Origin of the sequence: Ligilactobacillus cholophilus (genome assembly GCF_030389495.1) — a bacterium.
Classification (GTDB): domain Bacteria; phylum Bacillota; class Bacilli; order Lactobacillales; family Lactobacillaceae; genus Ligilactobacillus; species Ligilactobacillus cholophilus.
This window is the reverse complement of record NZ_CP127832.1, coordinates 549,639-575,337: the sequence shown is the minus strand read 5'-3', so window position 1 is coordinate 575,337 and position 25,699 is coordinate 549,639. Positions and strand designations below refer to the sequence as shown.

The window sequence follows — 25,699 nt, the reverse complement described above, 5'->3', positions numbered from 1 at the left end:
AATTTTCCACATACTAATATTGAAAAATAACAGTTAGTAACTGAAATATAAATCCTATGTATAACTATTAAAATATTTTTGTCCTAGTTCAGAAGGTTTTAAAAATCTAACATGAAAGCCTCAAGTTGCACCGAAAACAAGTACGTAAAAAACAAAAAATGCTAGATAAACAAGAGCGATTTGAATTGAAACAACTAAAACGTCGAAAAAAACACAAGGGACATTAAAACGTATTTATAGAAATTGTTTATCTTTATACATTCTAATTAGTACTACTTAATTTACCTTTTTAATTATTGTCATATTCACAAATTATTAAGTTTTTTTAGTAATAAAGATTTTTTAAAACATTATTTTTGAGTTGTGTTAAAATAGCTTTGTATTTTAAAGTAAATAGGTTGGAAAGGTAGATTTGATGCTTAAAGAATTTAAAGAATTTATTGCACGTGGAAATGTAATGGATTTAGCAGTTGGTGTTATTGTAGGATCTGCATTTACTGCTATTGTTAAATCATTAGTTTCAAACATTATTAATCCATTAATTGGAATTTTTGTTGGAAAGATTGATTTCTCATCAATTGTATTTTCTGTTGGTTCTGCTCATTTTCGTGTTGGATCATTCCTAAATTCAGTAATAAACTTCCTAATCATTTCATTTGTGATTTTCATCTTAGTTAAATTTGTAAATAAATTCAATAAAGATGAAGAAAAGAAAGAAGAAGAAAAGGAAATCTCTGAAGAAGCTGAATATCTTAAAGAAATTGTTGCATTACTTAAAGAAGAAAAAGAAATTGAATCCACATCAACTCCAACAACAAAAAACGAAAAAACAGTTTCTGAAACAAAATAATTGTTTTTCTAATTAAAAATAGAGGGCTAATTACCCTCTATTTTTTTACAGCCAAAACAAGTAGATACTAGATAATTTCCTTTATCTTCATAAAATTCAATTTCAAAATCAAATCTATAATAGGATTGCCTTTGTTTTTCCAATGCAGATTTTTTGTAAATCAGTTTTATACCAATATTGCGATCTAAATTCCACTAATGACATTTTTTTATTAAATGTTTTCATATCTTTCTCCTATAAATTTATTCCATTAAATATAGTTATAGTAAAGGAATTAATAGCAATCTTAAATTAGTTAAAATTTATCATATCCTAATGCCTTCAAGATTTTTACTTGTTTTTCTAAAATAATAAGTACATCGTCATATGTTTTAGGTGAACTTATGGCAATTTAAAAATCCTTTATTAAAGATTCATTACCACTATTTTTAAAGAAATCAATTATACGATTTTTGGCATAAAAATTAACCATACCCTCTGAAAAGTTTCTCGCTTTAAAAACCGAACGAGTAAAATCATCAATATAATTATCTTTTTTTATTACACTATTGTTCATTAAACAAACACCTCTATCAATTTTTTACAATAAAAAAACGTCTAGAATATTCTCCAGACGTTAAATATGAAGAATATCATTATACACTGGAGCACGTTACTTAAACATAAGCACGTTGCTGTTGGGTCATCGTGTGCATCCACTCACCAAACTCTCTATATTCTAAGCCGTTTATTTAATTGTTAGGTTAATTATAAAATATACATTTAAATATGTCAATGCTAATTATTTTTAACTTGTTTTTTTGTTAAACTATGACGTTTTAAAATTAAATTTAATAAAACAGCACAAATAGTTGCTACTACAATTCCATTACCAAGAAAAAGTTGAATTGATGGAGGAAATGCTTGAAAAATTGTAGGATACACAGAAACGCCTAATCCCGCTCCAATTGAAATTGCTACAATTAATGTATTCCTTTCATCTGAAAAATCAACATTAAATAACATCCGTATTCCTTGAACACTAATCATTGAAAACATTACGAGCATTGCTCCACCAAGAACAGGTGTAGGAATTATCGTTGCAAGTGCACCTATTTTAGGTAATAGTCCCATTATCATTAATAAAAATGCTGCCCAATAAATTGGTCGTTTTGTACGAATCCCGGAAAGCTCAAGTAATCCAACATTTTGAGAAAAAGTTGTGTATGGAAATGTATTAAAAATACCTCCTAAAATCACTGCAAGTCCCTCTGCTCGGTATCCTTTTTTCAAATCATTTTGCTTAATATCCTTACCCAAAAGATTTCCTAAAGCAAAGAAAACACCAGTTGATTCAACCAACGAAACTAGAGCAATAATAATCATTGTTAATGAAGGTGATAATGCAAATTTAGGCATTCCAAAGTAGAATGGCTGTGGTATATGAAACCACGCTGCCTGCATAATTGGCTTCAATGAAACCATTCCCATAAAAGAAGCTATAATTGTTCCAGCAATTAATCCAATTAAAACTGCAATCGATTGAATAAATCCTTTACCCCAAAATTGAATAATAAGAATAATTAAAATAGTTAATCCACCCACTGCTATATTTGAAAAAGAACCAAATGATTTACTATTTACTGATCCACCACCTAAATTTTGAATTGCAATTGGAATTAAAGTAAGTCCAATTACTGTAATTAAACTTCCAGTAACTACTGGTGGAAATAATTTTTTAATTTTAGCAAATTGTCCCGCAATTAAAAATACAAAAATTCCTGCTACAATAATTGAACCATACATAGTTTGAATTGAATATTCTTGTCCAATCATCTTTAAAGGCTCAACAGCTTGAATTGCACATCCTAAAATTACTGGAAGTCCAATTCCAAAGTAACGATTACGTGCTAACTGAAAAAATGTAGCAAGTCCACACATAAAAATATCTATTGAAACTAAATATGTCATTTGCTCACTTGAAAAATTTAATGCTGTTCCAATTAATAATGGTACAGCTACTGCACCTGAATACATTGCTAGTAAATGTTGAATTCCTAAAACAAATGCTTTTTTATGACTTACATCATTTATTGATTTTTTCATATTTTATTCCTCCATGAATGTCACTTGATTATTTTCGAGTGATTTAATTTTAACAAGTGATTCGACCCTATAACCCTTATTCCTTAGTTCTAATCCTCCTTTTTGAAATGCTTTTTCAATTACAATTCCAATTCCAGTAATAGAAGATTTTGATTGATTACAAATATCAATTAGGCCTCGAACTGCTTCACCATTCGCTAAAAAATCATCAATAATTAAGACATTATCATTTGTAGATAAAAAGTTTTTGTCTACAAGAATATGGTTAGTAATTTTTTTAGTATATGAAAAAACCTCTGAGTGGTAGCATAAATTATCATTTTGAATCGCACTTTTTGATTTTCGTGCGAACACGACAGGAACTTGAAAAGCTAAGCCTGTCATTAAAGCAGGTGCAATTCCTGAAGATTCTATTGTTAAAATCTTACTTATTTTCTGATTCGAAAAAATTTGTTTAAAGCAATTACCAATCCTTTTCATCAAATTTGGATCAATTTGATGATTTAAAAATGAATTAACCTTTAAAATATTATCATCAAGAACAATCCCATCTGTTAGTATTCGTTTTTTTAGTTCATCCAAAGAAAAAATCCTTTCATTTTGCTTAGAAACTAATACTGGTTAGAATCTACGAAGCATAATAAAAGAATTTAGAATCTTTAGCTTATAGTCCGATCTTTTACGGTATCGGGTAGAAACTTGCTAACCATATAATAGCGATTATATAAGCAATTATTTAATTAAATCTTTAATATTATTATGAACAATAATATGAATTTGTCAATAAATGTTTGTTTTAAATAAACATTTATTTTTTACGTGTTGTTTACATTAAATATATTAAAAATTAATATTACGAATTCATAATTAAATTATATAAAAGGAGGTATTCAAATGAGTAAACAAAGGCACTTTAGAATTGAATATTTAGTTATTTGCGTTTTTGTATTTTTGATGGCAATTGGTAGTTTGTTTGATAAAAGTATTAGTCAACATTTAGTGAATCAAAACTCTTTAATTGCAACGTTCTTTCAAATATTTGGTTCAATCGCCCCACCGTTAATTTTATTTATAGCTAGTCTAATTATTTGTTTTTATGCGTTATATCAAATAAGAGATAATATATCAAAGTTCACAGTTATGTCAGTATCAATAATTGGATCAGCATATGCAATGTGGCAATTAGTAAAAAAATGCACATTACGTTTATTATGTGCAATTAATAATTTTCACGACAATATTCCTATTGGGATTGATTCATCGGATAAAATTCCAGTTAAGGGAAATGTTTTATTTTTAATAATCTGTATAACCATAATTTTATGGGGAATTGGAATTTTCTTAATCTATACATGGATTAAAAACGTTAAACAAGCTGAATTACAACGATTAATGTTCATTTCTCTTGGCGGAATAGTTGCATTCTTTTTACGTGACACATTTATAGATTCAATGAAAGATCTATGGGGAAGATGGCGTCCAAGAGAACAACTAACAAATTGGAATCATTTTACTAATTGGTACGTAATAAATGGAAAAAATGGACATCAGTCTTTCCCATCAGGGCATTCTGCTAGTGCTTGGTTATCACTTTACCTACCATTATTTATTAATCCAAATACACACAAAAAATTCCGTCATATCGCTTTTATCTTAGCATGTATTTTTGGAATTCTAGTCGCTGGTTCACGTGTATTTATAGGAGCACATTTCTTATCTGATGTTACAATGGGAAGTTTTGTTTCAATTATAATTGTTTATTGCATCTCACGTATACTTGGTGAACATATTGATTGCAACAAACTTTAAGCCCATCAAAAAAAGCTGCAATTTTAATTGCAGCTTTTTTATTAACTAATACTATTTAAAGCGTTTCTTCATTTTTAAACATAAAGCACCGGCTAAACATAACATTATAAATCCTGTAAATGGAACTATATTTGCCTTTTCTTCACCTGTTTTTGGCATTATATTTGTTTCAGATGATGAATCTTGTTTTTTATTTTGTACATTATTGTTATTGCCAGTAATTACCATGCCTCGCTGATTTGAATTTGCATTTTCTTTTACAGCAATGCTTGAACTACTATTTGATGTAATTGAAACACTCGTTTGTGTTTGTAATGAAGAATTACTTGATTTCAATGCAGTACTATTAATCGAATTAGTAGAACTACTTAATGAATTTCCATTTTTATTTGATATTTCTGAATTTAAAACTGAGTTTTTACTTTGAGATGATTCGCTTGAATTGTTATTACTGTTTGATTCAGATTGTGCAGCAACAATACTACTTGAACTAGATGTACTTGAATTTATTGCAATTTGAGCACTACTACTTTGGACATCACGGTAATATGGTTGTGCATCACCTGTTGCATAATTAATTCGAATATTAGGTTGCACATTTGGAACAAATACATTAAATTCTAATGATCCATCAGTAGATTTTGCCTCGATATGAGCACCAGAAGGAACTAAATTATTACCATCATATATGTCAGTTACTCGATATCTTACTTCCTTACCTTGATCCACTGCATTTCGAACTAATCCTTCATAGTAATTTTGTCCTGTTGCATCAGGTTTATTTGATTCATTAGCCCAAGCTGTTTGAGTAGCAATATTCTTAGGATTACTTTCTGATGCATCAAATCCTTTAATACCACCAATCAAAGCATAAGCTAGTAAATGACCACGGTCATAAGCATGTGTATATCCTTCTTTTAGATTTTGTAATTGATGAAATCCTTGTGGTTTCCATTCTGTCCAACCATTTCCAGTTTGATCACGACTTTTATATTGGCGACATGTTTTGTTTAAAAATGCATTACCAACTGTTGGACGTCCTAAACTATCTACTTCATTTGTAGCATATGGTGCAACATGTACATCAGCATTTAAGTCTGTTTTATTACCATTGATGATGAAAGCACCATTTCCATTCCATTCTATATTGTTTCCTAATTGTTGACGTACACTAGGTGTTAATACGCTATCAGCTAACTCCTCAGAAACGATTCCACCTGATTTATCGCCAACATAGTTTACATATCGTGAACTACTACTTGAAGATACAGTGCTAGTTTCAGCAATATTATTAGACTGACCTGCCGTTAATAGTCCAAACATAGCTACAACTGCGGTTATTATTTTAACAATCTTTTTATTCATTTTATCCCCCAATTACTCTTAATCTCGCAAAAATCCTATACAACCAATTATCACTTACTATGTTTTCATAGATGATACCTCCAAATATACATACAATATACAGTATATATAATACTATATTTTTTTAATCATTAACCTTTCTAAATGTTTAAATTATTGAAGTAAAAAGCGAATGATATATTATAAAAATAAAGGAGGAATTATATTGTCTATTTTATTTAATTACTGGATATTACCATTAATCTTTATTTTTCATGATTTAGAAGAAATAATAATGGTTCCAATTTGGAAAAAAAAATTCAACATTCATCTCTAAACTAAAACATCCCTTTTTGGAAATACAAATAATGGATCAGCATTTTCAATTTGCGTTTTAGAAGAATTTATAATTTTAATTATTATTTCTTTATTTTGTTTTCTTAATAAGAATATATATCTTTATTTATCATTTCTAATTGGATATGGTCTTCATTCATTTATGCATTTTAAAATGTGTTTTTAATTTAAAGGATATGTTCCAGGCATAATTACAATCTTACTTGAATTGCCACTAATTATTTATTTAGTTATCCATTATGCTAAATTATGTAAAAATTCATTTATCTTACTAACATATATATGTATTTCAATAATTATTATTTATATGAATTTATATATTATGCATCGCCTAATGCATAAAATTGAATTAAAAATTAACAATTATGAAAAATAAATAAAAAAAACAGTTCAAATCAATGAACTGTTTTTATTTATAAATCAGAAAATTGTTCTGAAAGCTTTTGAATTTCTCCTTTAATCTCTGCTATCACATTAAGAAAGATCTCATCACTTTTACCTGCAGGATCTTCAATGTTTAACTCAATTAATTTTTTACATGGAACAAATGGGCATTTTACCCCACATCCCATTGTTACCAAAATATCAATATTTGGCAATTTATCTAATTTTTTCGGATATTGTTCTTTTTCCATATCAATTGAATAGTATTCTTTCATCAATCTCACAGCACTATTGTTAATCTCAGAAGCAGGATCTGTACCTGCTGAATAAACATTAATCTTTTGGTTAAAATATTTTTTACCAAATGCTTCTGCAATTTGACTACGACAAGAATTTTGTGTGCAAACAAAAGCTATGTTCATTTAAATCACCTATCCCAATACAAAATTAAATCCAAATCCAATAATTATAATTCCGATAACACCAATTGTTATAAAAGATATGAGTAACTTATTTTTAAGAACTTTTTTCAACATTATTAATTCAGGTAAAGATAGCATTGTAACAGCCATCATAAATGCAATTATCGTACCAATTGGAACTCCCTTAGTTAATAAAGCGGTCGCAATTGGAATAACTCCAAAAACGTCTGCATACATCGGAACGCCAACGATTACGGCTAAAATTACGGAAAAAGGATTGGAATTTCCTAAAATATTTTGAATAAAACTTGTAGGAATCCAATCATGAATTAAAGCTCCAATTGCTACCCCAATCAATACATATTTCCATACCCGACCAACAATTTTACGTACTTCTGCTATTCCATCTCGTATTCGATTTTTCCAAGTTAAAGCAGCAATTGATACTTCAGTTGATTGAATATTTTTAACGTAATCTGCAATTTGATTTTCCATATGCAGATGTTTAATTATAATACCACCAATTATTGACATTAATAAACCTACAAAAATATAACTAATTGCAATTTTCATCCCCATAAAAGATGCTAGAAGAATAACAGATGCAATATCGATCATTGGTGATGCAAATAAAAATGAAAAAGTGACACCTAAAGGCAATCCACTGCTTGTAAATCCTATAAAAATTGGAATACTAGAGCAACTACAAAATGGTGTAATTGCACCTAAAAAAGCTCCTAAAATATTACCAGTAACTCCATTTACCTTATGTAATAAATTTTTAGTTTTTTCAGGTGGAAAAAAAGACTGCAAAACCCCCATTAAAAAGATTAAAACAGACATTAAAATAAAAATCTTAGTTGTATCAAATAAGAAATAATTAACAGAATGTGCAAACTTACTAGTACTATTTATTCCAAATAGATCAAAAATTATCCAATTAAAAAAATCGTTTAACCATGACATTTGGAATATATTCTTTGTGATCCAACTCAAATTTAAAACTCCTTTTTTATTAAGAAAAATAACTTATTATAGATCATTTTCCCTTAACAAATTCTTTATTTCACCAACTGTTAATACTTTACCCGTTGAAACTACCTTTCCTTTAACCATTAAAGCAGGCGCTGACATAATTCCTAAACTTGCCATCACTGTAATATCCGTAATGTAATTAAATGTAGTATCAACATAATTTAAATCTTTTAATGCTTGTTTTGTATTTTTTGCTAAACTTTCACAACCCGCACATCCAGGTCCGAGTACAATAACGTCTTGTGTTGGTTTCATAAAATATTCTCCTTCTTTATAATAACTGTTTTAAATATAAAACTAATTCTTGTAAAACATCTTTATTCAAAGAATAATAATGAGAACGCCCTTCTTTACGTTCAGATACAATATTTGAATTAGTTAAAATTTTCATATGATGTGATACAGTGGACTGTGAAATAGAAAAGTGTTTTTCAATCTCACAGCCACATAATTCTCCCCGTTTAGCTATAAGCATTACAATCTCTAAACGTGATTCGTCACTTAAAGCCTTTAATTCATTTACCATACTTTCACTTCCAAATTCAATCCATTTTATATCGATGATTATAAATGTATCGATGTTTATTGTCAATAAAAAGGACCATGAAATCAATCATGATCCTTTAAAATTAATTATTATTTTACATTTAAATTATCTAATTCTCCAAAACTTTCTGCTAAATCTGCAATTTGCTTCAATTGCAATAGACGATTATTCTTCACATCTTCATCTTTAGCCATAATCATTGTTGAATCAAAATACTTAGTAATAGGCATTTTTAATGATGCAAGTTTTTGGAACTTCTCTTCTAAATCAGCTTCTTCAAATGCACTAGCAATTTCCTTAACTGCATCTGCTAATTCTTTTTCTGATTCATTTTCAAACAATTCAGAATCAACAATTGCGTCTTTTTCAAATTGTGGTGCTTTTTTAGCCATACGACTTACACGAGTTAATGCTTCAATTGTTTCTTTGAAGTCATCATCTGTAACATGTTTTCCTAAAATATGAGCAGCTTCTTGAATATCAACAAATGTATTATTAGGATTTGCAACAACTGTATCTAATACGTCATGTCTCATTTTTTTATCACCTTTCATAATTTGTGATAATCGATCCATTATAAATTGTTGCATATCTTTTTGTTCAGCTTTTGGCATAATGTTTGCATATAAATCTGGACGTTTTTCAATTGCATTTTCAACAAATTGTTGCATAACTGGAATTGATAATTTCCAATTACGATCAAGTGCAATTCTAATAATTCCAAGTGCTTGACGACGTAAGGCATAAGGGTCATTTGACCCACTTGGAATCATGCCAGCTGCAAAGAATGATTGAATGCTATCTAACTTATCAGCAATTGATAAAACTGAACCAACATTTGATTTTGGCAATTCACCTTCTGCGCTAATTGGCATATATTCTTCTCTAATTGCAGTTGCAACGTTTTCGTCTTCACCTTGTAAGCGTGCATAAATTTCTCCCATTACACCTTGGAGTTCAGAAAATTCGCCGACCATTCCAGTAACTAAATCAAATTTATAGATTTGTGCAACACGATCTAAATCTTTAAGTTCTTGGTCTGATAAACCAACAAATTTACCAATTTGACTAGCAAGTAAACGAACTCGTTCCATTTTTTCTGCAATTGTACCAATTTTATCATGGAACATTACCTTATCTAAGCGATCAACGTAAGTTGCAATTGATTGTTTTTGATCTTCTTCATAAAAGAATTTTGCATCTTCCAAACGAGCAGTTAAAACTTTTTCATTACCATGAATAACATTTTCTAAGTATTCTTTATTTCCATTTCTTACTGAAACAAAATTAGGTAATAATTTGTTTTCATTATCAGTTACATAGAAGAAACGTTGATGATCTTTCATTGAAGTAATTAAAACTTCATCAGGAACATTTAAGTATTTTTCATCAAATGAGCCAGCAAATACTGTTGGATATTCAACAAGATTATTAACTTCTTCTAACAAGTCTTCATCAACAACAATTTTCCAGTTATTCTTTTCTGCCAATTCATTGATTTGATTTCGAATCATTTCTTTACGTTCTTTGGCATCAACAATTACCATTTGTGCTCTTAAAGCTTCTACATAATCATTTGCATCTTTAAGTTCAGTTGCTTTTCCTAAGAATCGATGACCTTCAGTTACATTACCAGCTTTAATATTTAAAATATTAAATGGCACAACTTCGTCATCTAACATTGAAACTATCCAACGAATTGGACGAACATATTCAAAATCATTTGTTCCCCAACGCATCATTGTTGGAAATTTCAAACTCATAGCAACATCTTTCATTCCTTGCATAACTTCATTAGCATCTTTACCAGGAATAAATTTTTTAGCATAAACATATTCTGTACCTTTTAATTCTTTAAAGAATAAATCTTCTACATTTACACCTTGGCCACGAGCAAATCCTTGCGCAGCTTTTGACCAATTACCATCTTGATCATATGCAATCTTTTTAGCAGGTCCTTTGGCTTCTTCTTCAATATCTTTTTGCTTATCTGCTAATCCTTTAACTTTTACTGTAAGTCTTCTTGGTGTTGAATAAGTTTCTATTTCATCAAAAGCCAATCTTTGTTCATTCAAAAAGTTTTCAGTTTTTGTAACTAATTGAGCCGCACTAGGAGTAACAACATGTGCAGGAATTTCTTCTAAACCTATTTCTAATAAATATGTATGTGTCATGTTATTTATCCTCCTTCAATAATTTTTGACGTAACTCTTCATCCTTGATTAATGGGAAACCTAATTTCTTTCTTTCTGAAACAAAAGCCTTAGCAATTGCTCTAGCCATATTACGTATTCTTGATAAATAGCCAGCACGTTCTGTTACTGAAACAGCTCCACGTGCGTCTAATAAATTAAATGTATGACTACATTTCAATAAGTAATCATATGCAGGATGAACTAAACCAAGTTTTGTTAAACGTTTTGCCTCTTCTTCAGAAGTATTAAACGTATGTAACAACATTTCTTGGTCACTTTCTTCAAAAGCATATTTAGAGTGTTCATATTCAGGTTCTTTGAATATATCACCATATTTTACCCCATCAGCCCACTCTAAATCGAATACTGAATTCACATTTTGAATATATGAAGCTAAACGTTCTAATCCATATGTAACTTCTGATGCAACTGGTTTAACTTCGAGGCCACCAACTTGTTGGAAATATGTAAATTGTGTAACTTCCATTCCATCAAGCCAAACTTCCCAACCAACACCAGCACAACCCATTGATGGATTTTCCCAGTTATCTTCGACAAATCGAATATCGTGTTCTTTTGGTTCAATTCCTAATGCACGTAAACTATCTAAATATAAATCTTGAATATTATTTGGATTTGGTTTCATTAATACTTGGAATTGATGATGTTGATATAAACGATTAGGATTTTCACCATATCGACCATCAGCAGGACGACGTGATGGTTCTACATAACAAACATTCCAAGGTTCTGGCCCAATTGCACGTAAAAATGTATATGGGCTCATTGTACCTGCACCCTTTTCAGTATCATAAGATTGCATTACCATACAACCTTGTTTGGCCCAGAATTGTTCCAGAGTCAAAATAATATTAGCCATTGATAATTTATTAGACATAATAATGTGTGCTCCTTTATAAATTATTCGAAGAAACATTGACGCACAAAAAAATCCCTATGTAACGCCAATGTGGTTACATAGGGACGATTCTTCATAATCGCGGTTCCACCCTACTTCTAGGAATTCCTAGCAACTTAATTCGTTTGAAACTCCGAAAATGCCAAGTTAAATAATCTCATACTTGCTTTCACCAACCAAGTTCGCTATAAATCAATTAAAATAACCATTTTTTCATCAATGTTTCACAATATTATGTCGCTATCATAATCTAAATTTTATAACTTGTCAATTATTATTTAAAAAATACTTGAAAAGCACCATAAATTATAGGACCTAATAAAGCAGGTAAGAAGTTAGCAACTTTAAATCTTTTAATTTCCAAAATATCACATGCTAATGCAACAATTAATAATGATCCAACTGCACTGATTTCATTAATTATGCTTGCTGTTAAAAGTGGTTGAATAATTGATGCACAGCCATAAATAATGGCTTCATATAAGAAAACAAATGGGCCAGATAATAACACACTGTAGCCAAAAATTGCGCCATATACAAGCGATGTAATTGCATCTAAAATTACTTTAAATAGCATTAAATCCGTATTACCAGAAAGTGCAACATTTAATGGACCAACAATTGACATTGATCCAACACATTCGATCATAAAAACTGTTACAAAGCCTTCAACAAAGTGAGGATCACTTGTTTGTAATTTACTCTTCATAAAATTGCCAAAATGGTTAAATTTCCCATCTATATCTAACCATACTCCAATTACTGAACCAAGCACTAAACTAACTAGCATCAATAGTGGCTGTTTGGTTGTAATTGCCCCCTGAATACCAATGATTCCAACACAAAGTGTCGCAATTTCTAGCATTGAATCAATTTGACGTTCTGATAAAAACTTTTGTAAAGGTTTACTGAATAAACCACCAACAGTAATCCCTATTAAATCTAAAAACACATAAAACATTTCATTCACCTTAATCTTTACTTAAAGAATATTATCGGTGAAAAATGTAATAATAGCAAGGTTATTTTATATAATTATTCAAAAATATTTAAACCAACTTTTTCAACTAATAATTTTAGTGCCTTCATACCAGCTGTACTATTTCCTTCTTTATCCAACGCTGGACCAAAAACTCCTATTCCGAATTTATCTGGAGAAACTGCCATTAGCCCTCCGCCAACACCACTTTTTGCTGGAATACCAACATGTGTTGAAAAATCACCCGATTCATCATACAATCCTGCTGTTGTCATTATTGATTTTACAGTAATTGCAGCTTCTTCAGATACAATCTGTTGATTATTCCAAGGTGCAATGCCATTATTTGCAAGCACTGCAGCAAGGTTGGACAAATCTATTGTATTTACATTTACTGAGCACTGTTTAAAATATGAATCTAAAACATCTTCAACATCTCCATCAAACATATCATTGGCTTTCATATAATATGCTAATGAACGATTAATATCTCCTGTTCTTGATTCTGATTCATAAATTTCTTGGTTTAAAGTCAAGTGTTCATTATTACAAATTAATTTCATAAATGAAAGGATTTTTTCAAAACGTTCATCACTATTTTTGCCATTAATCAATGAATTAATAACTATAGCTCCTGTATTCACAAATGGATTCATCGGATATGTACGTTTATTAATTTCCATATTTAAAATTGAATTAAATGAAAAACCAGTTGGTTCAGCATCAACTTTATTAAAAACATTCTTTAATCCTCTTTCTTCAATTGCTAGTAATAAAACCGGTACTTTTGAAATACTTTCAATTGCAAAAGATGTTTCTGCATTTCCTGCAAAATATTGTTCATTATTTTCTAAATCATAAACTGCAATTCCTAATTGTTCTGGATTCACTCTTCCTAATGCAGGTATATAAGTTGCAACATGTCCCTTTTTATAATATTGAAATGATTCTTCAATAATTTTATCAAGAAGTTTTTTATCCATTTTTAACACCCCTATTTAAATCATCTTTTGATTACAAAGATATTCAAATGTCATTAAAAAACAACCAAATATATATAAAAGTAATAAAATTTTGCATTTATTTTTTTATATTGAAGCTTTTAGACACTTGGCTAAAATAAAAAATGAAAGGAGGAGTTTTATGGATAACTCTAAACAAAGTAAAAATAAACCTCAAAAAATATTAGGCTTATTTGGATTCTTTGCCTTAACTTCATCAATGGTACTTACTGTTTATGAATATCCAACATTTGCAACATCTAAATTAAGTTTAATATTCTTTACCATTTTAGGTGGATTATTTTGGTTTTTACCAACTGCACTTGTTTCAGCAGAAATGGCAAGTGTAGACGGTTGGGAAGATGGTGGCGTTTATAGCTGGGTTGGAAATTCCCTCGGTAAACGTTGGGGGTTTGCTGCAATTTTCTTCCAATGGTTTCAAATTACAGTTGGTTTTGTAACAATGGACTATTTTATTATGGGAGCTTTATCAATTGTGTTTGATTGGCCAGCTTTAAATACAAATCCATTCATTAAGTTTTTTGGCGTCTTGATTTTATTTTGGCTACTTACATTTATTCAGATGTCTGGAACTAAATATACTGCCAAAATAGCTAAAGTTGGTTTTGTATCAGGAATTTTAATTCCATCTATCATTTTTTTTGGATTATCAATTGCATATATTGTTCAAGGTAATCCACTAAAAATATCATTTAATATTAATAATTTAATTCCTAATTTTACAAAAATTTCAACATTAGTTATTTTTACTTCATTTATTCTTGCATTCACTGGGATCGAAGCATCTGCATCACATGTAAATGAATTAAAAAATGCATCACATAACTACCCATTAGCAATAATAATGTTAGTAATTTTAGCAATTACTTTAGATGGTCTTGGAGGCATTAGCGTTGCAGCTGTTGTCCCACAAAAAGATTTATCTTTAAGTGCAGGCGTAATTCAAGCATTTAAACTAATACTTTTACACTTTAATTCACATTTAATGTGGCTAGTTAAAATTTTATCTCTAGCAATTGTATTTGGAGTTATTGCAGAAATAAGTTCTTGGATTATTGGACCATCTCGTGGAATGTATGTCTCAGCACAACAAGGATTATTGCCTAAAATATTTCGTAAAGTAAATAAACATGGTGTTCCATATCCATTATTAATTTTACAAGGCATTGTTGTTACCATTTGGGATGCTGTTTTAACATTTGGTGGTGGAAGTGATAATGTTTCATTCCTTGCTGCAGTTTCATTAACTGTCGTCATTTACTTAGTCTGTTATTTATTAATGTTTATAAGTTATTTTGTTTTAATTTACAAGAAAAAAAAGTTACATCGCACATATAATGTTCCTGGAGGAACAGTAGGAAAAACTTTATTTGCACTTTCTGGATTATTAACTTCAGTTTTTGCATTCATCGTTTCATTCGCCACTCCTTCTGCCCTTCCAGCTAAAGATGGAAAAATTTATCAAATTGTATTAATTTCAAGTTTTGTTATTGCATTAATTGTACCCTTTGTCATTTATGCATTTAGAAAATTCTATGGTTCTAAAAATGAAAACTTCAAAATTAAACACTTCTCTAGCAAAGATGTAAATAAGTTTGTTCATCCTGCGGGACGTGGAGAACATTATATGGAACATGAATTAAAAAATAAAAAATAATTGAAAGGAAGATAGTATTATGTTATTTGATAGAAATAGCCAAGAAGAATCCAAATATTTAGATCCAATTTTTGGAAATGAACATGAATCACAAGATCTACCAAAATATAAATTTGCAAATGAATCTGTACAACCACGAGTAGCCTATCAAATGGTCAAAGATGAACTTGTAGATGAGGGAAATGCAAGGCAAAATCTTGCTACATTTTGTCAAACATATATGGAGCCAGAAGCAACAAAAATCATGGCAGAAACACTAGATAAAAATGCTATTGATAAATCAGAATATCCACGTACTACAGAATTAGAAAATCGTTGCGTAAATATGATTGCTGATCTTTGGCATGCTCCTGAAAATGAACATTTCATGGGAACTTCTACTGTAGGTTCTTCTGAAGCATGTATGTTAGGTGGACTCGCAATGAAATTTGCATGGCGCAAACGTGCTAAGAAACTTGGCTTAGATTTAAATGCACATAAACCTAATTTAGTTATCTCTTCTAGTTATCAAATTTGTTGGAAGAAATTTTGCACATATTGGGATATTGAACTTCGTGAAGTACCCTTAGATAAAGACCATTTATCATTAAATATGGACAAGGTTATGGATTATGTTGATGAATATACGATTGGTATCGTTGGTATAATGGGAATAACTTATACTGGCCAATATGATGATATTGCTAAATTAAATGATCTAGTAGAAGAATATAATAAAACTACTGATTATAAAGTATATATCCACGTTGATGCTGCAAGCGGTGGTTTTTACACTCCATTCATGGAACCAGATATTGATTGGGACTTTAAACTTAAAAACGTTGTTTCAATTAATGCATCTGGACATAAATATGGTTTAGTATATCCCGGAATTGGTTGGGTTTTATGGCGTGACAAGAAATATTTACCTGAAGATCTAATTTTTAATGTTAGTTATCTTGGGGGCGAAATGCCTACAATGGCAATCAATTTCTCAAGAAGTGCTTCACAAATCATTGGTCAATATTACAACTTTGTTCGTCTAGGTTTTGCTGGATATCATGATATTCATTTACGTACACACCATGTTGCAGAATACATTATTAATGAAATTCAAAAAATGGGAAGATTTAATGTAGTTAATGGTGCTGAACACCTTCCAATTTTATGTTATTCACTAAAAGATAATTTAAATCAAAAATGGACACTTTACGATTTAACAGATCATCTTAGAATGCGTGGTTGGCAAGTACCAACATATCCAATGCCTGAAGGATTAGATAATTTAGTAGTTCAAAGAATCGTTTGTCGAGCTGATTTAGGAATGAACAATGCAGTTGAATTAATTGAAGATATGAAAGCTGCTATTCATGAATTAGATAATAGTAAATTAATAAATGATTCTTCTCAAATTCATACAAAACAAAATAAACCTAAAAAATATGGCTTTACACATTAAATAAATAGTCACCGTAAAAATTACGGTGACTATTTATTATGTATTTCTTTTTTATATTCTTTTATCAAATATTCGCCTCTACCAATTGGATGTACAAATTTATTAACATCTTTACTTTTAAGATGAATAATCTTAAATTCTTTATTTTCTTCACCAAAATGATTGCGCATTGCATATACAATAAAAGGAATGACAACCGCAATTACGAAACTACTTAAAAGGACTACTTGATAAATATGTCCTTGAGCTTTAGGTAAAGATGATGGAGTCACAAATGAGATAAAAAATGCAAAAATTGACAATAATATGCCTGATGTCGCTAATAATGTTTTACCAAATTTTCCACCTGGAGCACTATATGTTCTTGCTTTATTTTGAAACCTATATATTAAACTAAAATAACTAATAAAAATCAAAATATAACATAATAAGTAAATAACAACAGTTAAAGAAATAGCTGCTAGAAATGATACATTATCACTTCCACCACCAAATGTTAATATTGCATCCCAAACAGTTACAACTACTCCTTGAAGAATTAATACCGGAGTCGGCACTCCATGCTTATTTAATTTGCGAAATTTCATTGGTAAAAGTCCCTTTTGAGCTGCAACATATATTCCTTTTGATGGTCCAATTATCCAAGAGGCAATTTCCGCAATAACTCCAAATGCAATTAAAATTGCCATTAATTTTACAAACCAATTAAAGTTATTACCAAATCGATTCATTAAATAATCAAAAGCTTGAATTACACCTGCACTTAATGATAATTCTTTTTGTGGGACCACAGCTGCAACACTTATCCCGCCTGCTCCATCTAAAAATATAGTAAGAAAAATCAAAATAATAATAACTATAGGATAGTTTTTTTTGGAATTTTTAAGTTCATTTACATGCGGAGCAGAGGCTTCAATTCCTCCAAAAGCAAGAATAAATGAAGATGCAATAACCAATGTAGATAACTCAGTAAAATTAGGAATTAATTCTTTCAATCCAAATTTAATTTCTAATGATCCGCCTTTAAAAATATAAAAAGCAGCTAAAACAAAAAATATTAATGAAGGAATCAAAATACCTGCAATAAAACCAACTTGGGCAATCTGAGCTGTCTTTTTAGCTCCTAAAAGCTGCGTAATTGTTAGTCCCCAAAAAATCAGTAATACTCCAATAAATTTCATCCATGGATTAGTATTTAATGCAGGCCAATCAAAAACATATGAAAGTGCACCTAGAATAAAATAGCTCATAGTAACAAAACTAACGGTTACTTGAAACCATTCAAAGAAAATAGCTGCAAATCCAAATCGTTGTCCTAATGCATTACTAACCCAACCATAAACGCCTCCATCTTCCCAGCCTTTTACACTTGCCATTTCAGCTGCGACTAAAGAGATTGGCATAAACCAAAATATTCCAAAAATTATAACAAAAAATAATAAGTGCAGTTTTGCCGTAGCGAATGTTGGATATTCATAAACCGTCAATACCATTAATGCTGTTAATGATAAAAAATTAAATAAAGATAGATTTTTACTTTTCCCCATATATAAAGCCTTCCCCAATAAAAACTTCTACTCTATTCTTTACTCTTTAAATACTTTTTATAATAGTAACTCAATAAATCATTAATTTTTTCAGCAATTTTAATATATGCTTTGCTTGGTAAATTAGCTTCTGAAACCCTAATAATTCCCGGCTGAGTTCCAAAGCCAACACCATCCATTAAAATTACCCCATTATTTTCAGAAAGTTTCATCAAGAAATCAATTTGAGCAAATGATTTTTCAAAATATTTACGAAAATCTTTGCCATATTTCTCTTCTGCTAATTTATAAATATCAATTAAAGTATAGTATTTAGCATTTGTTCTTGAATTATCAGGTTTGATCCCTAATCCTTCTATTAAATCAGAATAACGCTTTCCAACTACATAACGACATTCATTGATATATGCATCGGTTGATCCTTCTGCATAAACTAAATGCGTTAATGCAAATAGCACTTCCATCATTTGCTGTGGAGTGGATAATCCTGATGTATGATATAAACCAATTGAACGACTATCAGCAGCAACACGTTCAATAAATGGAAGATCTTCAGGTGTAGTATCCACTAAACTATAACGACGATTTACTTCTTTCTTTTCATCTTCTGGCAATTCCTTGATCAAGCGATCAAAAATATTGTTTTCATTCATTGCCAAAAGGCCTAAACGCCAACCCGTTGCCCCATACAATTTAGAAAATGAATAAATTAATAATGTGTTATTTGGCACAACACTATATACCGTTTGAAAACCATCAACAAATGTGCCATATACATCATCAGTAATAATCATTAAATCTGGATTTTCTTTAACTACTTCTTCTAATTTATTTAAACATCATGATCAAATGCACGTGAAGCAGGGTTAGTTGGGTTTACAATAAATAATGCCTTAATTGAAGGATCCTTTAATTTATCAAGTTCAGTTGGATCAACTTTCCAATCATTGTTAGGATTTGCTTGTAATTTTGTTTCTACTAATTCATAATCATTTAATTTAGGAATTTGCAAATATGGTGTAAAAATTGGTGTGTTTATTGCAATTTTATCACCTGGTTTAATCAAATGATTTTCTGCTAATGAATGGAATAAGTATACGATTGCAGCAGTTCCACCTTCAGTAGCAAATAGTTGCGTAGAATCAGCTAATTCAACTCCATTGTATAAAGTTGATTCTAAATACTTATTTAAAATAATTTCGGCATTTTTTAAAATTCTATTAGGTGTAGGATATGTATTTCCCATAATGCCATTTATAAGTTCTGAGATAAATTCATCTTTATTCAATTTCAAATCATTATCTACATAATTCAAAATATCCATAATAAATTTATCCGTTTTATTATTTTGTACATCTAAAAATTCAACTAGTCTATCAGAAATTCCTTTTGTTTTGATAAATCCAGCTAAATCCCCTCTATCAATTGTCCTTTGGGAATCTAATACTCCGAATTCACTTAATCGAGCAAATGCTAATCTTGCTTTGGTATTTATCCAATTAGGATTCCCTTTTCCTGCATTTAAAAATTTATGATTATTTTTTTTCGCTAATTCTAGCATCAGACTACTGATTTCAAAAGCCCCCAATTTTTGTAAAGCTTTCTCTTGGCCAGAATCCATAATAATCTTTCCCTTCTCCTATCAGAATATATATTGAATTATAACAGTTATAATCTATATATCAATAAAATTTTATTAATTATTGATCATTATCTTTTAAGGTAATATTCCATGAATTCATTTGATCTAAAAACTTTTTAGCTTTTACAAATACACCAACTTGACTATTATATATTTCATCTAATGCACGTCGTAAATTATATACTGTTTGATCTTTTACATTAATAGAATTTAATTTAGTTAAATCAATTACACTAAATTTTCTTAAAAAATAAATTGTTCTTTGATTTAAATGAAGACGATTCTCATCTAAATGAAAATGGTTTTGACACAATAATCCTCCATAAATCTCAGAATAATCAAATGGTAAATCTGTACGTCCACAAATTGAACATCCTTGCCAATTTGGTTGAACACCAAAACATCCTAATAATTTAACTTCAATAATATTAGTTATAATTGATGGATTAATTCCTTCATCAATAAGCTTCAATGCACTTTCAATTTGATCAAACCAAATTTGAGAATAATTATTCCTTTGATCACTGAATGCTTCCTTTGCTAGCCCTAAAATATACGATGCATATGCGTTTAATTCAATATCATTTGAGATTTGTTGATATTGCGAAACATCTCTAGTAGTGGTAATAAAAGACAATCCATTATCATTGATTCTTCCAATATAATTTCCATGTGTAAATGGAAGAATTGCGGATGCTAATTTAAACCCTCGTTTATGTACGCCACGCACAAAAAATGTTTTGAACCCAAAACGATTAGTTAGAATTGTAACTAACATATCACGTTCACGATAATTTTTCCGAGAAAATACAATTCCCTCAAATTCTTCATCTATTAAACTTGCCATGAGTTCACCTTCATTTCATATCAAATCTCAATGTATTTAAATATACTCCAATCGACAAATTATTTCACTTATTTTTTTCATTTTTATCTAAGCCTTTTTATTTAGCTTGTAAACGCTTCTATGATACTATAAAAATAGATGTTGATTAGTCAAGTCTAAATTGCGGTTGGTATATTAAGGAGTGAATACTATGGACTTAACACTAGATGAATTTTCAAAATGGATGACTATTTTAAATAAAAAAATAAATACTCATATCGAATATCTAAATAGATTAGGAGATAATTTTAATGATCCAGAATGTGGTAATAAATTACTACACGCATTGAATCAAATCACAAATTACTTAAATTGTAATGATGATTATAATTTAACAAGTGCACTAAATCAAACAAGCATAATTTTTTCAAATGAAAATAACCCTTTGTGTTCACTACTTGGAACTGCATTTTTGCAAATGTCTAAAAGAAGTGTAGATACTAGAGAAATTGGTGAATTATTAAATGCTGCAACTTTAAGTATTCCCGATAATAATAAAATGATGAAAGATATATGGTTATTACTTACAAATACTGTTAAAAATAATGAATTATCTCCAAAAGTAATTAATGAAACAATTAAAAATGTTAGTGACCAAAAGAATCAAATTAGTGATTATCTAAATCAAGAAAAATTAAATCACATTTGTCCAAATGTGATTGTTAGTGGATATATATTTTTAAGTTTATTTGAGACGGAGGAAGCTTAATATGAAATATGGTATTTTAATTGTTTCTCATGTCCCTGAAATTGCACATGGCGTAGCAAAAATGCTTAATCAAATTTCAACAAAAACACCGATTACATTTGCTGGTGGTACAGATGATGGTGTAATTGGAACTAGTTTACAAAAAATTTGTGATGCAATTGATGCTAATGTTGCAGATGAAATATTAGCTTTTTATGACATAGGCAGTTCAAAAATAAATTTAGAACTTGCTACTGAATTATCAAATAAGAAAATTCATATTTTTGATTCTGCACTAGTTGAAAGTTCATACGTTGTTGCTAGTTTAATTTCAAGTGGAAAAAATTTAACTGAAATTAAAGAAAAAATCAGTCCTTTATCTTTTAATTTATAATAAAAAAAGACGAGACAAAATGTCCCGTCTTTTTCTATTTAACAAGCATTAATATTCCACCTAATGCAACTATCAAAATAGTAATTACAAAATATTTTTCGATTTTTGTAAAAATTGGTTGATTATCACTCTGTTCTTTACGAGCTTTAATAAACACTGGAATACCAACTGCATATATAATAAATGAAATAGTTATATATTGTAATCCAGCGGATACACCCATAATAAGGATATAAATAGAAGCTAATATTCCCGTAATCAACGCACTAATTCTTCCTGTTTTACCAGGATAATTATCCTTATTATAAGAGATCTTAATTAAATACATTGCACTAATCAAATATGGAGGCACTGTCATTGTAGCAACAATTGTATATGCCATTTCAAAAGCATTATTTGCAAAGTGTGCTACTAATATAATAATTTGCATAATAACAGTTGCACAAACCAATGAGAAAATTGGTACTTCATTCTTACTCTTTTTCGCGAATACTTTTGGAAATGCTCCATCTTTTGCTGCTGCATATGGCATTTCAGCTAACATCATTGTCCATGTCAACCAACTTGAAAATACTGAAACAATCAATCCAATTGCCATAATCATTTTTCCAATTGGGTTATGTAATGCCAATGATAAAATTTCTGCTGAAGATGGTGAAATCATTTTAGAAATTACACCATATGAAACTAATCCTAATGGTAATAGTGAAACTAATACATACAAAATCAAACATGTAAAGTAACCTAATGCCGTGGCTCTTTTTACTTCTTTTTGAGATTTAGCATAATCAGAAAGTACTACTGCACCTTCAATTCCACCAAATACCCATAATACAACTGGCATTGTTTTTAATACTTGTGCAGGCACACTACCAAGTCCAGGATCACCTACACTAGTCATTGAATGAACTGCATTAAAATTCGTTGTAAATGTTACCCATTTAAAGTGAACTGCAAGTACACCAATAAAGATGAAAATCACAGTTAGTCTTCCAATTGTACCTGCAATATTTAGCCAACTCGCTTGTCTAATTCCCTTACTAATAACAAAAGTCATTGTCCATAATATAATACTTGATAGAATTACAGAAGGCCAATTATTTCCTCCTGTAAACTTTCCAGGAAAGAAATAATCTAGTGTACTCATTAGTAAAACTGCAAACGCAATGTTAGAGAAACATTCACAAATCCAGTATCCCCATGAAACAAAAAAACCTGTAAATTTTCCAAAACCTGCTTCACCATATTTATATAATCCGGTTGTTAAATTAGGTTTTAATTCTGAAAGTTTTAAAAACATGGATGTAACAAACCACATCCCAATACCAACAATAATCCAAGCAATGATTTGAGCTTTAGCTCCAGCATTAGTTGCCATATTCTTAGGCAAATCAAAAATACCTCCACCAATCATTGCGTTTAATACAATTGCTGCTAATCCAAATAATCCTAATTTTTCTTTCTGTTTAGTCATTTATCCCACTCTTTCTATTTTTATAAAATACTGAAAAACTGCTACACGTGAATGTCGATGGGACTTGACCAATTTTTCTATTTCATGTTTTTTAAGATATTTCATTTTACATTCACGTCCTTTACTTTATAAAAATATGTTTTCAATTATACCAGTTATTAGATAAAATGAAAATGAAATTTTATTATTAGCTATTATAAATATTATTTTTTTGAAACATATACTATAATATATGCTGTTATATATTAAATTAAGGGATGAGTCTATGATTTATTTTCTATATGGAATATTAATTTTAATTGGTACTATTACCGGCGTAATCACTAGTTTGGTTGGTGCTAGTGCAGTTACTTTAATCGTTCCTGCACTTTCAATGTTATTCCATGTTAATGTTCATACTGCGATTGGAACGAGTTTGTTTGTAGATGTAATTACTTCAATTGTTGTCTCATATAATTACTACCGAAAAGGCCATGTTGAATTAAAATCAGGACTTTGGATAGCAGTAGCTTCGGTTATAGGTGCACAATTTGGTGCTAGTATTGCAAATGCTACAAAAGGAGTAACATTATCTGGACTATTCGGAATCCTGTTAATTTTTTCTGGAATCAATGAACTCCATCGTTCTAAAAAACAAACCACCGAACGAAAAAGAATTAAGTTCAAACATCAATGGACTGAGATTCTCAGTGCAATATTGATTGGAATTGCAATTGGAATTATTAGTGGTATTTTTGGTGCAGGTGGTGGTGTAATGATCTTACTTGCACTTATCATTATTCTCGGTTACCCTATGCATATGGCGGTAGGAACTTCTACTTTAATTATGGCGATAACAGCATTATCATCAGATATCGGATATTTCCGTCATGGACATATTGATTTTCTTTTTGGTATTCTATTATCTATTGGTGCTGTAATTGGTGGAATTCTTGGATCAAAATATGCCAATAAAATTAATGATAAGGTCTTATCAAAAGTATTAGATATCTTCTTTATTATTATTGGTATTATTATGTTAATCCAAGCATTTGTATAAACAATAAAAAGACTAAATCCTATCAATATTTTTGATAGGATTTTTATATTAATATAATTATCAAAGAGAGGAAAAGTTAATGTCAAATGTAATTAAAATTTCATTACCTCAATCAAATCCTCATGCCCCTGCTGTGAATGTATATTTATTACCTAAGCAAAAATTTTTAATTGATGCCGGCCCAGCAAATACTAAAAGTCTAATTTTATTAAAAAAAGTTTTATCTAATTACGATCTAACTTTAACAAATTTAAACGGAATTATTTTAACACATCATCATACAGATCATATAGGTTTATTAAAGATGCTCCCTCACTCTATCCCTTTATTTTGTGATAAAGCAATTAAATATTATGGCTCTAAACAGTATCTAAATGATATTCGAAATAACGTCAATAATATGCAGTTATCTAATACGATAAAAAAAGAATTAATAGAACACCTCTCAAGTAGATACTGTCCTTATATTAATAACTATAAAATATATCCAATATCAGATATCCCATTTATTGTTAACTCGATGTGTGGACATTCCTCATCAGATTCTGTCATTCACATACAAGATATGTTATTTACTGGAGACTTGATTTTAAAAGGTATATATTTCAATAATTTACTTGATATAAATCCAAAAACAAAAAAAATACAAAAAAAACAAGCATTTGATTTTTTGGAAAGTTTATCTAAAATAAAAAAAATGAATAATATCAATAAAATCTGTCCTGGACATGGCACAACACTAGAATTTCAAAAAGGAGTTCAAATTATAAATAAAAATATAAAGGCGCTTAAGAAACACCATGCTCAATTACTAACTTTGCCATCCACTTTAAGTTATTCAGAAATAAAAGCAATAATGTTTCCTAAAGCATTAAAAGTTCCTGATTATTTCTATTTATCCGAATTATATAGTTTTATAAAGCAAAAACATTAAGTTTATATTAATAATGTCATATATCAAGTGTTTTAATTATCATATTTTGCGC

24 protein-coding genes, 2 pseudogenes and 1 riboswitch are annotated in these 25,699 nt (G+C 29.5%); of the genes and pseudogenes, 9 read left to right on the top strand and 17 right to left on the bottom strand.

Going from position 1 to position 25,699, the window contains the following annotated elements:
• Nucleotides 1–415 precede the first annotated feature (415 nt).
• Nucleotides 416–850, top strand: coding sequence for a large-conductance mechanosensitive channel protein MscL (gene mscL / locus QPK35_RS03050; protein WP_290033998.1), 435 nt, complete (start codon nucleotides 416–418; stop codon nucleotides 848–850).
• 391 nt (nucleotides 851–1,241) lie between these two features.
• On the opposite strand, the gene QPK35_RS03045 is transcribed toward mscL, so the two are convergent.
• The 3 genes from QPK35_RS03045 to QPK35_RS03035 form a co-directional block, all read right to left on the bottom strand.
• Nucleotides 1,242–1,406: a hypothetical protein gene (locus tag QPK35_RS03045; RefSeq protein ID WP_290033997.1), complete on the bottom strand. Its 165-nt coding sequence runs from the start codon at nucleotides 1,404–1,406 to the stop codon at nucleotides 1,242–1,244.
• 221 nt (nucleotides 1,407–1,627) lie between these two features.
• Entirely contained in the window at nucleotides 1,628–2,935 is a 1,308-nt protein-coding gene (locus tag QPK35_RS03040; RefSeq protein ID WP_290033996.1) for a nucleobase:cation symporter-2 family protein, read from the bottom strand.
• A 3-nt stretch (nucleotides 2,936–2,938) separates the two neighbouring features.
• Nucleotides 2,939–3,517 (bottom strand): xanthine phosphoribosyltransferase, encoded by a 579-nt coding sequence (locus QPK35_RS03035; RefSeq protein ID WP_290033995.1) that lies wholly within the window; start codon nucleotides 3,515–3,517, stop codon nucleotides 2,939–2,941.
• Nucleotides 3,518–3,582: 65 nt separating this feature from the next.
• Nucleotides 3,583–3,683, bottom strand: a riboswitch (purine riboswitch).
• A 146-nt stretch (nucleotides 3,684–3,829) separates the two neighbouring features.
• Here QPK35_RS03035 and QPK35_RS03030 point away from each other — a divergent pair.
• Nucleotides 3,830–4,744: a phosphatase PAP2 family protein gene (locus tag QPK35_RS03030; protein ID WP_290033994.1), complete on the top strand. Its 915-nt coding sequence runs from the start codon at nucleotides 3,830–3,832 to the stop codon at nucleotides 4,742–4,744.
• Between the two features lie 51 nt (nucleotides 4,745–4,795).
• Here the strand turns inward: QPK35_RS03030 and QPK35_RS03025 are convergent, their stop codons facing one another.
• Both QPK35_RS03025 and QPK35_RS03020 read right to left on the bottom strand, forming a co-directional pair.
• Nucleotides 4,796–4,903 carry an LPXTG cell wall anchor domain-containing protein gene (locus QPK35_RS03025; RefSeq protein WP_290034231.1) on the bottom strand — a complete coding sequence of 36 codons (108 nt, stop codon included), beginning with the start codon at nucleotides 4,901–4,903 and terminating at the stop codon, nucleotides 4,796–4,798.
• A 396-nt stretch (nucleotides 4,904–5,299) separates the two neighbouring features.
• A pseudogene (locus QPK35_RS03020) lies at nucleotides 5,300–6,109 on the bottom strand (DNA/RNA non-specific endonuclease); the annotation flags it as partial.
• Between the two features lie 205 nt (nucleotides 6,110–6,314).
• On the opposite strand from QPK35_RS03020, the gene QPK35_RS08035 reads away from it, so the two are divergent.
• Nucleotides 6,315–6,425, top strand: a complete 111-nt coding sequence (locus QPK35_RS08035) for an HXXEE domain-containing protein (protein ID WP_353851762.1) — start codon at nucleotides 6,315–6,317, stop codon at nucleotides 6,423–6,425.
• A 433-nt stretch (nucleotides 6,426–6,858) separates the two neighbouring features.
• Here QPK35_RS08035 and QPK35_RS03015 read toward each other — a convergent pair whose 3' ends face one another.
• The 8 genes from QPK35_RS03015 to glsA form a co-directional block, all read right to left on the bottom strand.
• The gene (locus QPK35_RS03015; protein WP_290033993.1) at nucleotides 6,859–7,251 is read right to left on the bottom strand and encodes an arsenate-mycothiol transferase ArsC; all 393 of its coding nucleotides are present in this window, start codon (nucleotides 7,249–7,251) and stop codon (nucleotides 6,859–6,861) included.
• A gap of 9 nt (nucleotides 7,252–7,260) precedes the next feature.
• Nucleotides 7,261–8,247, bottom strand: a complete 987-nt coding sequence (locus QPK35_RS03010) for a permease (protein ID WP_290033992.1) — start codon at nucleotides 8,245–8,247, stop codon at nucleotides 7,261–7,263.
• Nucleotides 8,248–8,283: 36 nt separating this feature from the next.
• Nucleotides 8,284–8,541 carry a thioredoxin family protein gene (locus QPK35_RS03005; protein ID WP_290033991.1) on the bottom strand — a complete coding sequence of 86 codons (258 nt, stop codon included), beginning with the start codon at nucleotides 8,539–8,541 and terminating at the stop codon, nucleotides 8,284–8,286.
• 16 nt (nucleotides 8,542–8,557) lie between these two features.
• Nucleotides 8,558–8,812, bottom strand: a complete 255-nt coding sequence (locus QPK35_RS03000) for an ArsR/SmtB family transcription factor (RefSeq protein WP_290033990.1) — start codon at nucleotides 8,810–8,812, stop codon at nucleotides 8,558–8,560.
• A 110-nt stretch (nucleotides 8,813–8,922) separates the two neighbouring features.
• On the bottom strand, nucleotides 8,923–11,007 hold the full coding sequence (gene glyS / locus QPK35_RS02995; protein WP_290033989.1) for a glycine--tRNA ligase subunit beta: 2,085 nt from the start codon (nucleotides 11,005–11,007) through the stop codon (nucleotides 8,923–8,925).
• 1 nt (nucleotide 11,008) lies between these two features.
• The gene (glyQ, locus tag QPK35_RS02990; protein WP_290033988.1) at nucleotides 11,009–11,926 is read right to left on the bottom strand and encodes a glycine--tRNA ligase subunit alpha; all 918 of its coding nucleotides are present in this window, start codon (nucleotides 11,924–11,926) and stop codon (nucleotides 11,009–11,011) included.
• A gap of 295 nt (nucleotides 11,927–12,221) precedes the next feature.
• Nucleotides 12,222–12,908, bottom strand: a complete 687-nt coding sequence (locus QPK35_RS02985; RefSeq protein WP_290033987.1) for a DUF554 domain-containing protein — start codon at nucleotides 12,906–12,908, stop codon at nucleotides 12,222–12,224.
• Nucleotides 12,909–12,982: 74 nt separating this feature from the next.
• Entirely contained in the window at nucleotides 12,983–13,909 is a 927-nt protein-coding gene (gene glsA / locus QPK35_RS02980) for a glutaminase A (RefSeq protein ID WP_290033986.1), read from the bottom strand.
• A gap of 160 nt (nucleotides 13,910–14,069) precedes the next feature.
• Between glsA and gadC the strand changes: the two genes are divergently transcribed.
• A complete protein-coding gene (gadC, locus tag QPK35_RS02975) occupies nucleotides 14,070–15,605 on the top strand; it encodes a glutamate/gamma-aminobutyrate antiporter (RefSeq protein ID WP_290033985.1) in 1,536 nt (511 codons plus the stop codon).
• 19 nt (nucleotides 15,606–15,624) lie between these two features.
• Nucleotides 15,625–17,043 (top strand): glutamate decarboxylase, encoded by a 1,419-nt coding sequence (gad, locus tag QPK35_RS02970; protein WP_290033984.1) that lies wholly within the window; start codon nucleotides 15,625–15,627, stop codon nucleotides 17,041–17,043.
• A 29-nt stretch (nucleotides 17,044–17,072) separates the two neighbouring features.
• On the opposite strand, the gene QPK35_RS02965 is transcribed toward gad, so the two are convergent.
• The 3 genes and pseudogenes from QPK35_RS02965 to recO form a co-directional block, all read right to left on the bottom strand.
• On the bottom strand, nucleotides 17,073–18,590 hold the full coding sequence (locus tag QPK35_RS02965) for an amino acid permease (protein ID WP_290033983.1): 1,518 nt from the start codon (nucleotides 18,588–18,590) through the stop codon (nucleotides 17,073–17,075).
• Between the two features lie 32 nt (nucleotides 18,591–18,622).
• Nucleotides 18,623–20,211: pseudogene (locus QPK35_RS02960) on the bottom strand (bifunctional aspartate transaminase/aspartate 4-decarboxylase).
• A gap of 79 nt (nucleotides 20,212–20,290) precedes the next feature.
• Nucleotides 20,291–21,079, bottom strand: coding sequence for a DNA repair protein RecO (recO, locus tag QPK35_RS02955; protein ID WP_290033982.1), 789 nt, complete (start codon nucleotides 21,077–21,079; stop codon nucleotides 20,291–20,293).
• 190 nt (nucleotides 21,080–21,269) lie between these two features.
• Here recO and QPK35_RS02950 point away from each other — a divergent pair, with 190 nt between their 5' ends.
• Both QPK35_RS02950 and dhaM read left to right on the top strand, forming a co-directional pair.
• Entirely contained in the window at nucleotides 21,270–21,827 is a 558-nt protein-coding gene (locus QPK35_RS02950; protein WP_290033981.1) for a hypothetical protein, read from the top strand.
• Nucleotide 21,828: 1 nt separating this feature from the next.
• The gene (dhaM, locus tag QPK35_RS02945; protein ID WP_290033980.1) at nucleotides 21,829–22,200 is read left to right on the top strand and encodes a dihydroxyacetone kinase phosphoryl donor subunit DhaM; all 372 of its coding nucleotides are present in this window, start codon (nucleotides 21,829–21,831) and stop codon (nucleotides 22,198–22,200) included.
• A gap of 34 nt (nucleotides 22,201–22,234) precedes the next feature.
• On the opposite strand, the gene QPK35_RS02940 is transcribed toward dhaM, so the two are convergent.
• Nucleotides 22,235–23,674, bottom strand: a complete 1,440-nt coding sequence (locus QPK35_RS02940) for a basic amino acid/polyamine antiporter (RefSeq protein ID WP_290033979.1) — start codon at nucleotides 23,672–23,674, stop codon at nucleotides 22,235–22,237.
• Between the two features lie 265 nt (nucleotides 23,675–23,939).
• Here QPK35_RS02940 and QPK35_RS02935 point away from each other — a divergent pair, with 265 nt between their 5' ends.
• Nucleotides 23,940–24,713 (top strand): sulfite exporter TauE/SafE family protein, encoded by a 774-nt coding sequence (locus tag QPK35_RS02935; RefSeq protein ID WP_290033978.1) that lies wholly within the window; start codon nucleotides 23,940–23,942, stop codon nucleotides 24,711–24,713.
• 79 nt (nucleotides 24,714–24,792) lie between these two features.
• The gene (locus tag QPK35_RS02930; RefSeq protein ID WP_290033977.1) at nucleotides 24,793–25,647 is read left to right on the top strand and encodes an MBL fold metallo-hydrolase; all 855 of its coding nucleotides are present in this window, start codon (nucleotides 24,793–24,795) and stop codon (nucleotides 25,645–25,647) included.
• Nucleotides 25,648–25,699: the final 52 nt, after the last annotated feature.